Raw genomic sequence first — 13,345 nt, 5'->3', positions numbered from 1 at the left:
GCTCGGGTTACCCAGAGCCACGTTCGGGGAGGGTGAGTGTCCACTGTCGTCATCAAACGGCCGCCACGCCGCCCGGCCCCGGAGATCCCGGTCGGTGAGCTGCCCGTCGAGGCGCCGCCGGAGATCCCCGCCGCTGCCGGTGGGCGCTGGCAGCAGGCGCTGACGGTGCTGCCGATGCTCGGCGGGACGGTGGCCATGGCGATGATGTTCGGCCGCGGCGGCGGGGCCTACTCGTACGTCGTGGGCGGCATGTTCGGCCTCTCCTCGGTGGCGATGCTGGTGACCACCTGGGGCAGCGCCGGGCCGAAGAAGTCCGAGCTGATGACCGCCCGCCGGGAATACCTGCGTCACCTGGCCACGCTCCGGCGGCGGGTACGGGAGACCGCCGGGGCCCAGCGGGCCGGGCTGTCCTACCGCCATCCCGAACCGGGGCGGCTCTGGTCGACCGTCGACAGTCACCGGGTCTGGGAACGCCGGCCCGGCGACCCGGACTTCGCCGTGGTCCGGGTCGGTACGGGTCCGCAGACGCTTGCCACTCCGCTGGTCCCGCCGGTCACCCGCCCGCTGGAGGAGCTGGAGCCGATGACGGCCGGGGCGCTGCGGCGCTTCCTGGACGCGTACTCGGTGGTGCCGGACCTGCCGGTGGCGCTGTCGCTGCGCAGTTTCGCCCGGGTCTTCGTGCGCGGGCCGGCCGGCCCGGTGCGCGGCGCCGGCTCGCCCGCCGCGCAGGCGCTGGCCCGGGCGGTGCTCACCCAGCTCGCCGTCTTCCACGCGCCGGACGAGCTGCTGATCGCGGTCTGCGCCGGGCCGGAACGACGGGCCGCCTGGGAGTGGGTGAAGTGGCTGCCGCACGCCCACCATCCGGCGCGTACCGACGCGCTCGGCCCGGTGCGGCTGGTCACCAGCGCCGCCGCCGACCTGGAACGGCTGCTCGACGACGTGCTCGGCGCCCGGTCCCGGTTCAGCCCGCACGGCACGGCCACGGACGGGCCGCACGTGGTGGTGGTGCTCGACGGCGGCGACCTGACCGGCGCGACCGACCTGGCCGGTGACGGCGGCATCGACGCGGTCACCGTGCTCGACCTGGACACCCCGCCGCCCCGGCTGCTCGACCGGTACGCGCTCCTGCTCGACCTGGTCGACGACCGGCTGCACTCGCACTCCGCCGAGGGGCACGCCGAGGTGGGCGCAGCCGACGCGCTGGCACCCGCCGACGCCGAGGCGGTGGCCCGGCGGCTCGCGCCGCTGCGGTTGGCCGGCACGGTACGCGGGCCGGACGCGCCGCCCGGCGCCGAGCTGGGCCTGCCCGAGCTGCTGGGTCTGGGCGATCCGGAGAGCTTCACCGCCGAGCAGGGCTGGGCGCCCCGGGCAGCGCGGGACCGGCTGCGGGTGCCGATCGGGGTGGGCGCCGACGGCGGGGCGATCGACCTCGACCTGAAGGAGTCGGCGCAGGACGGCATGGGCCCGCACGGCCTGCTGATCGGTGCGACCGGCTCGGGCAAGTCGGAGCTGCTGCGCACGCTCGTGCTCGGGCTGGCCGCCACGCACAGCTCGGAGCAGCTCAACTTCGTGCTCGTCGACTTCAAGGGCGGCGCCACGTTCGCGCCGTTCGAGCGGCTGCCGCACACCGCCGCCGTGATCACCAACCTGGCCGACGCACTGCCGCTGGTGGACCGGATGGTGGACGCGATAAACGGGGAGCTGATGCGCCGGCAGGAGCTGTTGCGCCGGGCCGGCAACTTCGCGAGCGTGCGCGACTACGAGCGGGCCCGGGCGGCCGGCTCGCCGCTGGCCCCGCTGCCGTCGCTGCTGCTGATCTGCGACGAGTTCTCCGAGCTGCTGTCCGCCAAGCCCGACTTCATCGACCTGTTCGTGCAGATCGGCCGGCTGGGCCGGTCGCTCGGGGTGCACCTGCTGCTGGCCAGCCAGCGGCTGGAGGAGGGACGGCTGCGCGGGCTGGACACGCACCTGTCGTACCGGATCGGGTTGCGGACGTTCTCGGCGCTGGAGTCCCGGACGGTGCTGGGCGTGCCGGACGCGCACGAGCTGCCGCGCAGCCCGGGGCACGGTTACCTGCGCTCCGGCACCGACCCGCTGGTCCGGTTCAAGGCCGCGTACGTCTCCGGCGCGGTCCGCCGCCGCGGCGGCGCGGCGGGCGCCCTCGGCGGCGGTGAGGCACGCGTGCTCGCCTTCTCCACCCACCTGGTCCCGGTGCCCGAGCCGCCCGCCCCCGCCGCCTCGCCGGCCGAGGACGACAGCGGCGAGACGCTGCTGGACCTGCTCGTGGACCGGCTGGCCGGGCAGGGCCCGCCGGCACACCAGGTGTGGCTGCCGCCGCTGGACGCCTCGCCCACGCTGGACGAGCTGCTCGGCCCGGTCGGCGCCGACCCGGCACGCGGGCTCGCGGTGGCCAACCCGGAGCTGCACGGGGCACTCCAGGTGCCGGTGGCGGTGGTGGACAAGCCGTTCGAGCAGCGGCGCGACCTGCTCTGGCTGGCGCTGGACGGCGCGGCCGGGCACGTCGCGGTGGTCGGCACCACCCGCAGCGGCCGGTCCAGCCTGCTGCGCACGCTGGTCTGCGCGCTCGCGCTCACCCACACCCCGGCCGAGGTGCAGATCTACTGCCTCGACTTCGGCAGCGGGACGCTCGGCGCGCTGCGCGACCTGCCGCACGTGGGCGGTGTCAGCGGGCGGGCCGACGGCACCGCCGTGCGCCGTAGCGTCGGCGAGGTCGCCGGGCTGCTGGCCGAGCGGGAGCGGCGGTTCGCCGAGGCCGGTGTGGAGTCGATGGCCGCGTGGCGACGACGGCGGGCGGCGGGCGCACCCGACCCGTTCGGGGACGTGTTCCTGGTGGTGGACGGGTGGAACACGCTGCGCGGCGAGTACGAGGATCTGGAACCACTGGTCACCGAGCTCGCCACCCGGGGTCTGGCGTACGGGGTGCACGTGGTGGCGAGCGCCCTGCGCTGGTCGGACTTCCGCCCCGCGATCCGCGACCTGTTCGGTTCCCGGCTGGAGTTGCGTCTGGGCGACCCGGCCGACTCGGTGGTGGTCAAGCGGGCGCTCGCGGCGACCGTGCCGGAGGAGCGTCCGGGCCGCGGCATCACCCCGGGCGGGCTGCACTTCCTCACCGCCGAACCCCGCGTCGAGGCGCTGGGGGCCGAGACGGCCGACCTGGTCAAGGCGGTTGCCGGCGCGTGGACCGGTCCGCCCGCGCCCCGGGTGCGGCTGCTTCCGCCGGTGCTGCCGTACGCCGAGCTGGACCAGAGCGCGACGAGCGGACTGGCGTTCCCGATCGGCGTGGCCGAGGCGGACCTGTCCCAGGTGGTGCTGGACTTCGCCACCGAACCGAACTTCCTGGTCTTCGGCGACGCCGAGTGCGGCAAGTCGTCGTTCCTGCGCGCGCTCGCCACCTCGATCGTCAACCGGTTCACCCCCGAGCAGGCCCGGGTGATGCTCGTGGACTACCGGCGCAGCCTGATGGGCGTGATCGAGACTCCGCACCTGATCGGGTACGGCACCGCCGCGCCGCACACCGCCGAGCTGATCGAGTCGGCCGCCGGCTACCTGCACGGGCGGCAGCCGGGGCCGGAGGTGACCCCGGCGCAGTTGCGTAGCCGGTCGTGGTGGAAGGGGCCGGAGCTGTTCGTGCTCGTGGACGACTACGACCTGGTGGCCGGCGGCCCGACGAACCCGTTGCGGGCGCTGGAGGAGCACCTGCCGCACGCGCGGGACGTCGGGCTGCACCTGGTGCTGGCGCGGCGTACCGGCGGTGCCGGGCGGACCGCGTACGAGCCGATCGTGCAGCGGCTGCGCGAGCTGTCCACGGCCGGGCTGGTGATGTCGGGCGGGCCGGAGGAGGGCACGCTCGTCGGCCAGGTGAAGGCCGGGCCGCTGCCCCCGGGGCGGGCGCGTCTGGTCTCCCGCCGGGAGGGCGTGCGCCTGGTGCAGTTGGCGCATCTCCCGCCCGGGTGATCGGGCTCGCCGAGTTGCCCCGAGACGGGCGGGACAACCGGTAATCTCCGTGCAGCACGTGTCTGACGCGACCGAACGGCTGGGGAATGTGACAGGGGATCGGCAGGGACTGCCCGGTGGGCCGCCCCGGCGTCTCGCCGGACGCGCGCTCCTCGCCGCCGCGTCGGCACTGGTCACAGTGGCCGGTCCGCTGGCGCCGCCGGCACACGCCGCGCCTGCCGCCCCGGCCACTGTGGCGCGGCCCTGGTTGGCCCCCGACGGCCTGCTGCGCACCGACCAGGTACGCGACGAGCAGTGGCAGTTGGAGGAGTTGCGGGCGAAGACCGCGTGGCGCACCTCGACCGGGCGCGGCGTGGTGGTCGCGGTGATCGACTCGGGTGTGGACGGCTCCCATCCCGACCTGGTCGGTCAGGTGCTGCCCGGCCTGGATCTGGTGACGCCCAACGGCTCGGAAGGCCCGGACCCGGTGGGGCACGGCACCACAGTCGCCGGGCTGATCGCCGGGCGGGCCGACGACGACCGGGGCGTGGTGGGGCTCGCGCCGGACGCCAAGATCCTTCCGGTCCGGGTCCTCGACGCCGAGAACCGCTACGACGACGCGCTGATCGTCGCGAAGGCGGTGCGCTGGGCGGTCGACAACGGCGCCCGGGTGGTCAACCTGTCGCTCGGCGGCAGCATCGACAACCCGGCCCTGGCCGCGGCGCTCGACTACGCGTTCGCGCGGGACGTGGTGGTGGTCGCCTGCACCGGCAACCTGGCCACCTCGACGACCACCGAGGTCTGGTACCCGGCCCGGGAACCGGGCGTGCTCGCGGTCACCGGCCTGGAGCGGACCAGCGAGAACCTCTGGTCCGGCTCGATCACCGGGCACGAGACGGTGCTCAGCGCGCCGGCCACCGGGCTCTACGGCGCCCGGCCGGACGGCTACTGGCGGGTGCAGGGGACGAGCTTCGCCGCGCCGCTCGTCGCCGCGACCGCCGCCCTGGTCCGCGCGCGTTACCCGAAGATGTCGGCCGGCGACGTGGTCAACCGGCTGATCGCCACGGCCCGGGACCTCGGACCGACCGGCCGGGACGACCGGTTCGGCTACGGCCTGGTCGACCCGGTGGCCGCGCTCACCGGCGACGTGCCGGGGGTGGGCCACAACCCGCTCGACGACAACGCCTCCCCCGGCGTGGTGGGCTTCGGCCCGGCACCCGGCGAGGGACGGGACACCCGGGCCGCCGCGGCGGGCCGGGGTGGCGATCCGCTCGGGCGTACGGCGGAGGGCTGGGCCGCCCGGCCGGCGGGGCAGACGGAGGTCTCCGCCCCGGACCGGCTCCGGACCGGCCTGGCCCTGTTCGTCGCGCTCGTCACCGGCACCGCGTTGATGGTTCGCCGGGTCCGGCAGACCCGCCGCTGAACCGGTCTGATCCCGCCCTCCGGTGGGTAGGGGAAGCCCCATGGAGACCACCGGGGCGCCGGTCACGCACCGGTCGTGGCGCAGCCGCCGCCTCGACCGCGAACACTCGCTGGGCCTGCGGCTCACGCTTGCCGCTGCGGCGGCGTTCCTGGTGCTGGTGCCGTTCGCCCTGATCGCGCTGCTGGCGCTCGGCGCCTGGCCGCCCCTGCTGCGGCTGGACGCCTCGATCACCGACGCGTTCCACGGGTACGCGCAGGACCATCCCGTCTGGGTCGACGTGATGACGGTCTGGACGCACGTGTTCGGGCCCGGCCCGCTGCGGGTGGCCGCCGTCGCGGTCGTGGTCTGGCTGGTCCGGCGCCGCGCGCCCCGGCTCGCGGTCTGGGTGGTCGTCACCATGGTCGCCGGTGGGCTGCTCGGCGCGCTGCTCAAGCTGCTCGTCGGCCGGGACCGGCCTGATCTGCTCGACCCGATGGCGCGGGCCGCCGGTTACTCGTTCCCGTCCGGGCACGCGCTCAATGCCACGCTGGCCGCCGGCGTGCTGCTGCTGGTGTTCCTGCCGTTCGTACGGGACAGCCGCCGGGGCCGGTTCGCGCTGTGGACCGCAGCCGTGCTGGTCACGGTGGTGACCGGGCTCAGCCGGATCGCGCTCGGCGTGCACTGGACCAGCGACGTGGTGGGCGGCTGGGTGCTCGGGGCGGCGGTGGTGGCCGCGACGTCTGCCGGGTTCGCCACCTGGCGCAGCGGATCCGGGCGGCGATCCACCCGTCCCCTGCGCGAGGGGGTCGAGCCGGAACTGGCCGAGCAGCGGCCGGAGGACGGCCGGGCATAGCCGGTCCCCCGCCGGGGTACAGGCGAACCCATGTCCGATGTCGTGATCCGAGTCACCCGGCGTGTCCTGCTGCCGCTGGCCCTGCTCTTCGCGCTGATGGTGGGCCTGGGACTGCTGGTGACCCGGGTGCTGGCCCACACCTGGCCGTTCACTGTGGAGGGCGCGGTCAACCGTGAGCTGGCCGGCGACCGGACGCCGGGCTGGAACGACGTCTCGCTGGTGTTCAGCACGCTCGCCAGCACCCAGATGATCGTCGTGGTGACGGTGCTGGCGGCGCTGGTGCTGCGGCTGGTGCTGCACCGCTGGCGGGAACCGCTGTTCCTGTGCGCGGCGGTGACCGCGCAGGCGCTGATCTTCCTGTTCACCACGATGGTCATCGACCGGAACCGCCCGGCCGTGGCGCACATGGACGCCTCCCCGCCCACGTCCAGCTTCCCGTCCGGGCACACGTCGGCGGCCACCGCGCTCTACGTCGGTCTGGCGCTGCTGCTGGCGCTGCGGGCGCGCAGCACCCAGGCCAAGGCTGCCTGGTGGACGCTGCTGGTGCTGGTGCCGATCGGCGTGGCGCTCACCCGGATGTACCGGGGCATGCACCACCCCAGCGACGTGCTCGCCTCGTTCCTCAACGGCGGCACCTGCGTGGCGATCATGGCGCGGGCGGTGCTCGACCGCACGCTCACCTGGGGCCGCGCCCGGCTGCCGCTGTCCCGCTCCGGCGACGAGACGACACCGGCGGGAGCACCGGCCGGTGGTTGAGCGCCGCCGGCCCGCTCAGGTGCAGTCGCCGGTGGCCACTCCCCGGGTACGCTCCGCGCCCGCCAGCGCCACGGGCCGCGCCTCGGCGGCGGTCACCGCGAAACCGGTGTTCGGGTCGTCCGCCGCCGCCGCGAAGATCACGCCGAGCACCACACCGTTCGAGGAGACCAGCGGACCGCCGGAGTTGCCGCTGCGCACCAGCGCCCGGATCGTGTAGATCTCGCGGGTGACGTCGCCGCTCGCGTAGATGTCCGGGCCGGTGATCCGGTCGACGTCCCGGATCCGGGCCGGCCGGGCGTCGTACGGGCCGTCGAGCGGGAAGCCGAGCACGACCGCGTCCGCGCCGGTGGCGGCCGGTCCGGCGGCGAAACGCAGCGACGGTCCGGGCAGCCCGGGTACGTAGAGCACGGCGAGGTCCCGGTCCGGGTCGTAGACGACGACCTCGCCGTCGTACCGCTCGCCGCGCAACTCCACCGCCACCGAGCGGGTGCCGGCCACCACGTGCGCGTTCGTCATCACCCGGTCGTCGGCGTAGACGAAGCCGGAGCCCTCGATGCGGCGTGAGCAACTCGGCGCGGAGCCGAGCACCTTCACCACCGACCGCCTGCTGTTCTGCACCACCTGGGAGTTGGCCAGCGCCGGGTCGGGCGGGGCGACCTGCCGGGCCCGGGTCGGCGCGAGGTCGCCGAACACGTCCGGGAATCCGTTGGTGTCGACCGTGTCGCGCAGCGCTGTGGACAGGTCCTGCGCCTTGTCCGGCAGCACCTGGTCGACGACCGTGAGCAACGCGCTGTTGCGGACCGAGGAGGCCAGCCACGGCACCGAGGAGGAGCCGAGCGGCACGGCGACCAGCCACGCCACGAGCATGACCGCGATGACCGAGATGAACGCGCCGCCGACGTCGTCGATCTTCCGGCTGGTCTGCCCGGTGATGGCGGCCCGCAGGTTGGAGCCGAGCCAGCCGGCCAGCGCCTGACCCAGCACCGCGAGCCCGAAGATCGCCACCAGGGAGATCAGCACGCGTGTGCCGCTCGCCGCGAACTGCTGCGCGATCAGCGGCCCGACCTGGAGGCCGAGCAGCGCGCCCAGGAAGAAGCCGGAGAACGACAGGGCCCCGATGACGAATCCCTGACGGTATCCGCTGATCGCGAACACAAGCATGAGCAGGAGAAGGACGAGATCCACGGCGGACACGCCCCAAGGGTACGGGCACCGGGCCCACGGTCGGCTCAGCGCTCGCGGAACGTGACCCGAGGATGCGTACGGGTGATCAGCGCACCGGGCTCTCGTCGGCCGGCTCGGTGCCGGCCGAGGGAGCGGGTGTGGCGTCGACGGGCGGCAACTCCACCACGCGCGAGCGCGGCCACGGGCGGGACCAGCCGCCCATCTCCAGCAGCCGGTCGATCACGCCTGCCGTGAAACCCCAGACCAGCATGCCGCGTACCGAGAAGGCCGGGCCGATCCAGCCGTTCGGATGGCGTACCCGCATGCGGTTGTCCGGGTCGACCAGTTCGGTCACCGGCAGCCGGGCCACGTGCGCCACCTCGGCCGGCTCGCGCGGGTGCACCGGGTGTGGGTCGTGCCACCAGGCGAGCACGGGGGTGACCACGAAGTCGCTGACCGGGATCCAGAGCCGGGGCAGCTCGGCCAGCACGGTGACGCTGGCGGGGTCGAGGCCGACCTCCTCGTTCGCCTCGCGCAGCGCGGTGGTGCGGAGGTCAGCGTCCTCCGGGTCGGCCGCACCGCCCGGGAACGCCGGCTGCCCGGCGTGGTTGCGCAGCGTCGCGGCACGCTGGAGGACCAGCACGTCCGGCCCGGCGCCGGGTTCCTCGCCGAGCAGCACGAGCACGGCGCTCTCCCGGCCGCCGCTCTCCGGCGTGACGATGCGGGTGAAGTCCTCCGCCCGCGCGGTGCCCAGCCGGTCCAGCAGCGGGTCGAACCAGCCCGGTGGCCGTCGGGTCATACCCGCACCCCGAGGTGGCGCTGGAGCAGCGCGGCGAGGCGGGCGTCGTCGAGCGCGCCGGTCGCGTCGGTGTGCCGGATCCGGCCGTCGGCGTCGACCAGCACTGTGAGCGGGAACGCGTTGCGTTCCAGCGCGCGCTGGAACGCGTCGCCCTGGTCGAGCAGCATCGGGAAGTCGACGCCGTAGTCCTCGCCGATGGACTGCGCGCCGCCTCGACTGTCCCGGCTGTTCACGCCGATCACCTGGAACCGGCCGTCGGCCCGCTCGCTGAGCCGCTGGAAGGCGGGCAGCTCCTTGCGGCACGGCGGGCACCAGGACGCCCACACGTTGATCACCGCCGGGCCCTTGACGTCGCGCAGATTCACCGGCGTGCCGCCGGTGAAGCAGTTGAGCGTCAGGTCGGGCAGTCGGTCCCCGGCCGTTCCGGCGGGCGCCGGGGACGCGGCGGTCGGCGCGACGGTCAGCGGGGCGCAGTCGGCGAACGGCGAAGGACGCTCGGCCCGGGTGGCCGGCGCCGGGCGTTCCGGCTGCCCGGCCGTGGCGGTGCAGCCCGCCGCCGCCAGCAGCAGCGGTACGAGCAGGTACGCGAGCCGGCGCATCACGGCACGTCCGCCGCGGCGGCCTGCTGTGGCACCAGGTCGGGATCCAGGCCGACGGCGACCGCCAGGTCACGGGCCCGAGGGCCCTTCAGCAGCTTGGCCGCGGCGGGCGGCTCGGTCGGCCCGGTGCCGTACGCGGGACAGAGCTTCGCCAGCGTGCACGCGCCGCAGGCGGGCTTGCGGGCGTGGCAGACCCGGCGACCGTGGAAGATCACCCGATGCGACAGCATCGTCCAGTCGCGCCTGGGGTAGAGCGCGCCGATCGCGTGCTCGATCTTGACCGGGTCGGTCTCGGTGGTGAGTTGCCACCGCTGCACCAGCCGCTGGAAGTGCGTGTCGACGGTGATGCCGGGGACGCCGAAGGCGTTGCCGAGGATGACGTTGGCGGTCTTGCGGCCGATCCCGGGCAGGGTCACCAGGTCGTCGAGCCGGCCGGGCACCTCACCGTCGTACCGCTCGCAGAGCGCCCGCCCGAGGTTGATCAGGGAGCTGGTCTTGTTGCGGTAGAACCCGGTGGGCCGGATCAGCTCCTCCAGCTCGACGCGGTCCGCCGCGGCGTAGTCGGCGGCGGTGCGGTAGCGGGCGAACAGCTTCGGCGTGACCTCGTTGACCTTCTTGTCGGTGCACTGGGCGGACAGGATCGTCGCGACGGCCAGCTCCAGCGCGTTGGAGTGGTCGAGTTCACAGTGCGCGTCGGGGTGCGTTTCGGTCAGCACCCGGCCGATGCGCCGGGCGCGGCGCGTACGGCCGAGGTCGGTCTCGGGGGAGCGCGTGGTCACGCCGGCCAGCCTACGTCGCGGGGCCGACGCTCCGGCGGCTCGGCGTGGTCGGCGCGCGGTCAGCCACCCGCCGGTGCGGTGATCTTGCCGGTCCCGTCGAGCTTCGCGCCGGTGTCCGGGAAGTCGGCCCGGTTCAGCTCGCGGACCAGTCCGAGGCCGCGGTTCTGCCGGTCGACCGACGGACGGCCCACGCCGTTCATCACGGTGGAGGTGAACGTGCCGCCGACGAACTTCCCCTCGGCGGTGAGCGACACCTTGAGCACCCCGCCCCAGCCGAGCCGGCCCGAGCTGTTCAGCGACTTCCCGCCGCCGGCGAAATTGCCCAGGCTGTACGCGATCAGCCGCCCCTTGTAGAACTCCATCCCGCGCAGCACGTGCGGGCCGTGCCCGATGACCAGGTCGGCCCCGGCGTCGATGACGGTCCGGGAGAAGCGGATCGGGTCGCCGCGGTTCTCGCCGAAGAACATCTCGGTGCCCGGCTTCACCCGGGTCTTGTCCGCACCCTCGGCGCCCATGTGCACCTGCACCACCACGATCTGGGCGGATTCCTTGGCCATCTCGACGACCTGCTTGGCGGCGTCGAGGTCGACCAGGCTGTTCGACCAGGGGTACGACGAGAAGCCCACCACGGCGACCTTGACGCCCTTGACGTCCACCACGGTGATCTCGCCCGGCGCGCCGGTGTGCTTGAGCCCGTGCGCCTCCAGCGCCGACTGGGTGTTCTCGTAGCCCTGCCGGCCGTAGTCGTAGCCGTGGTTGTTGGCCTGGTTGAGCAGCTGGAACCCGGCCGACCGCAGGTGCGCGGCATAACCGGGCGGCGCACGGAACTGGTAGCAGTTCTTCGGCTGCGGGCCGCACTTGCCGGCCCCGGTGTCGTCGGTGAGCGGCTCCTCCAGGTTGCCCATCACCAGGTCGCCCTTGAGCGCCGGCTTCACGTCGTCGAAGAAGCCCTTGCCGCCGCTGGGTGGCAGCCGGTCCGGCGCGTTCCCCATGATCACGTCACCGGTCGCGGTGAGCGAGATCGACGGCTCGTTCGCGCCGTCCGGCGCCGCCGGCTGGTCACCCGTCGCGGGCCCGGCCGAACCGGTCGACCCGCCGCCCTGGCCCGCCTGCCACCTGGGGTCGCCGGACCCGCCGGCCTCCCCGGCGCAGCCGGCGACGAACAGGACGGCGACGAGCGCGGCGAACGCGGCCAGGCGCCGGCCGAGCACCGCGTGACGCGGCCCGGGAGCGGCGGCGGGCGGTCCGGCGACAACGGCACGGAGGGTACGGGGCACAGAACGGGCGGGAGCGTACATCGTCGGCGACGCTACCGTCCCCGGAACGCGGCGACGAGGGCCGATCGGTCGGAAAACCCGCCGCGCCGGGTATCGCCGGCGCACCTCAGCCCGCCCGCCGGTCGGACCACGGCACCACGGTCCCGGCGCCGCCGGAGCGCACGGCGGCGTGCACGGCCCGGGCCAGCGGCGCGCCCCAGGCCGAACGGGGACCGCCGTACGCCGCCGGATCGCCGTCGGCCGGACAGAGCACCGTCACCGCGTCGGTGGGGGTGCCGGTGGCCGGCAGTCCCAGTTCCCAGATCGCCTGCGCCTTCGCCTCGGTGGCGGTGGCCACGGCGTTCACCAGAGCGGCGTCGCTCAGCCGCACCGGCACGTACGCGACGATGTTGACGGTGCCGACGTGCTGCACGGGCCGGGCCGGCTCGGATGCGGCTTGCGGGGCCGGCTGGGCGGGCGCCGGCTCGGGTGCGGCGGCCCAGACCGGCGTGCCCAGGCCCACCGTCGCCCAGACCCGGACGCCGCCGTCCGTGCGGCGCACCACCTCGGTCACGTCCACGCCGGTCAGCAGTCCCACGCCGGGGCCGTCCAGGTCCAGGCCGTCCGCCAGCTCGGCCAGATGGGCGGCGGGGTCGTCCCGGTCGTACGACATCGGCACGGTCGCGTTCAGCACCCACCCGCGGACGCCGATCCCCCCGCCCAGCGGCGCGGAGCCGACCGCCAGCAGCGGCCTCTCGGCCCGCCACACCAGCAGCGGGATGTCCCACCCGGTCTCGGACCGGCTGGTCAGGAAAGGCTCACACAGCACGCCGGTCACCCTACGATCACAGGTGGGAACGGGTGGCGCCGGGCCGGGCCGAGCGCGGGATCTTAGCTGCTCACCACGTCCGGCGGGTTACGCCCAACGATCAAGATTCCAGGGGTGCGCCTCTGATTCCTCCTCATGTGCGCCTAGACTGGCGGCGCGCGAGGGGATCAGCGGACGGCGGACCCGGCCGACGGACGGCACGCGCAGGCGGAGGTGCGCGATGGACGAGGTACTGGCCCGCAGCGGGATCTTCCAGGGTGTCGACCCGGAGGCTGCCGAGGCGCTCGCCAAGGAGATGGAGACGATCGAGGTCCGCAAGGGCGAAATCGTCTTCAACGAGGGCGAACCCGGCGACAGTCTCTACATCCTCCTGTCCGGCAAGATCAAGGTGGGTCGCCGCGCGGCGGACGGCCGACAGAACCTGATCGCCGTGATGGGCCCGTCGGACATGGTGGGCGAGCTGTCGCTGTTCGACCCCGGTCCGCGTACGGCGACGGCCACGGCGGTCACCGACACCCGCCTGGTCCGGCTGCGCAAGCAGGCGCTGCGGCCGTGGCTGAACAACCGGCCCGAGATCGCCGAGCAGCTGCTGCGGGTGCTGGCCCGCCGGCTGCGCCGGACCAACGACTCGCTCGCCGACCTGATCTTCACCGACGTGCCCGGCCGGGTGGCCAAGAACCTGCTCCAGATGGCCGGCCGGTTCGGCACCCGCGACGGCGGCGTGCTGCGCGTGACGCACGACCTCACCCAGGAGGAGATCGCCCAGCTCGTCGGCGCCTCCCGGGAGACCGTCAACAAGGCGCTGGCCGACTTCGCCTCGCGCGGCTGGCTGCGGCTGGACGGCAAGAGCATCATCATCCTCGACCCGGAGCGCCTGGCCCGCCGCGCGCGGGTCTGACCTCCACATCCGCTTCCCCGGCCCGGCCCGCCTCCGCGCGGACCGGGCCGGTGCCG

At 74.4% G+C, this 13,345-nt stretch carries 11 protein-coding genes; 5 read left to right on the top strand and 6 right to left on the bottom strand.

The genetic code is table 11. The annotated features are described in order from the left end of the window. Positions 1 to 36 precede the first annotated feature (36 nt). The 4 genes from eccCa (at position 37) to ACFYON_RS10945 (ending at position 6,965) form a co-directional block, all read left to right on the top strand. Positions 37 to 3,975, top strand: a complete 3,939-nt coding sequence (gene eccCa, locus ACFYON_RS10960) for a type VII secretion protein EccCa (protein ID WP_354868956.1) — start codon at positions 37 to 39, stop codon at positions 3,973 to 3,975. Positions 3,976 to 4,084: 109 nt separating this feature from the next. Then, positions 4,085 to 5,377, top strand: coding sequence for a type VII secretion-associated serine protease mycosin (mycP, locus tag ACFYON_RS10955; RefSeq protein ID WP_387189347.1), 1,293 nt, complete (start codon positions 4,085 to 4,087; stop codon positions 5,375 to 5,377). A 40-nt stretch (positions 5,378 to 5,417) separates the two neighbouring features. Beyond that, positions 5,418 to 6,209 carry a phosphatase PAP2 family protein gene (locus ACFYON_RS10950; RefSeq protein WP_354868962.1) on the top strand — a complete coding sequence of 264 codons (792 nt, stop codon included), beginning with the start codon at positions 5,418 to 5,420 and terminating at the stop codon, positions 6,207 to 6,209. 30 nt (positions 6,210 to 6,239) lie between these two features. Continuing rightward, positions 6,240 to 6,965 carry a phosphatase PAP2 family protein gene (locus ACFYON_RS10945; RefSeq protein ID WP_354868964.1) on the top strand — a complete coding sequence of 242 codons (726 nt, stop codon included), beginning with the start codon at positions 6,240 to 6,242 and terminating at the stop codon, positions 6,963 to 6,965. A gap of 15 nt (positions 6,966 to 6,980) precedes the next feature. Here the strand turns inward: ACFYON_RS10945 and ACFYON_RS10940 are convergent, their stop codons facing one another. The 6 genes from ACFYON_RS10940 to ACFYON_RS10915 form a co-directional block, all read right to left on the bottom strand. Continuing rightward, positions 6,981 to 8,159: a MarP family serine protease gene (locus ACFYON_RS10940; protein WP_354868967.1), complete on the bottom strand. Its 1,179-nt coding sequence runs from the start codon at positions 8,157 to 8,159 to the stop codon at positions 6,981 to 6,983. 76 nt (positions 8,160 to 8,235) lie between these two features. After that, complete coding sequence (locus ACFYON_RS10935) at positions 8,236 to 8,928, bottom strand: CoA pyrophosphatase (RefSeq protein WP_354868970.1); 693 nt, start codon at positions 8,926 to 8,928, stop codon at positions 8,236 to 8,238. Then, positions 8,925 to 9,530 carry a TlpA disulfide reductase family protein gene (locus ACFYON_RS10930; protein WP_354868973.1) on the bottom strand — a complete coding sequence of 202 codons (606 nt, stop codon included), beginning with the start codon at positions 9,528 to 9,530 and terminating at the stop codon, positions 8,925 to 8,927. The genes ACFYON_RS10935 and ACFYON_RS10930 overlap by 4 nt, the downstream gene beginning before the upstream one ends. Next, positions 9,527 to 10,369 (bottom strand): endonuclease III, encoded by an 843-nt coding sequence (gene nth, locus ACFYON_RS10925; protein WP_387189345.1) that lies wholly within the window; start codon positions 10,367 to 10,369, stop codon positions 9,527 to 9,529. The genes ACFYON_RS10930 and nth overlap by 4 nt, the downstream gene beginning before the upstream one ends. After that, positions 10,366 to 11,583: a CapA family protein gene (locus ACFYON_RS10920; RefSeq protein WP_355047202.1), complete on the bottom strand. Its 1,218-nt coding sequence runs from the start codon at positions 11,581 to 11,583 to the stop codon at positions 10,366 to 10,368. Before ACFYON_RS10920 ends, nth begins: the two co-directional genes overlap by 4 nt. Before the next feature lie 106 nt (positions 11,584 to 11,689). Continuing rightward, positions 11,690 to 12,391: an adenosylcobinamide amidohydrolase gene (locus ACFYON_RS10915; RefSeq protein WP_354868977.1), complete on the bottom strand. Its 702-nt coding sequence runs from the start codon at positions 12,389 to 12,391 to the stop codon at positions 11,690 to 11,692. Between the two features lie 220 nt (positions 12,392 to 12,611). Between ACFYON_RS10915 and ACFYON_RS10910 the strand changes: the two genes are divergently transcribed. Beyond that, complete coding sequence (locus ACFYON_RS10910; protein ID WP_007466162.1) at positions 12,612 to 13,289, top strand: Crp/Fnr family transcriptional regulator; 678 nt, start codon at positions 12,612 to 12,614, stop codon at positions 13,287 to 13,289. The last annotated feature ends 56 nt before the right edge of the window (positions 13,290 to 13,345 follow it).

It is taken from the genome of Micromonospora sp. NPDC005686, from assembly GCF_042871665.1.
In the GTDB taxonomy this organism is placed as follows: domain Bacteria; phylum Actinomycetota; class Actinomycetes; order Mycobacteriales; family Micromonosporaceae; genus Micromonospora.
Note: the sequence above shows the minus strand (reverse complement) of the source record. Positions and strands in the feature narration are given on the sequence as shown.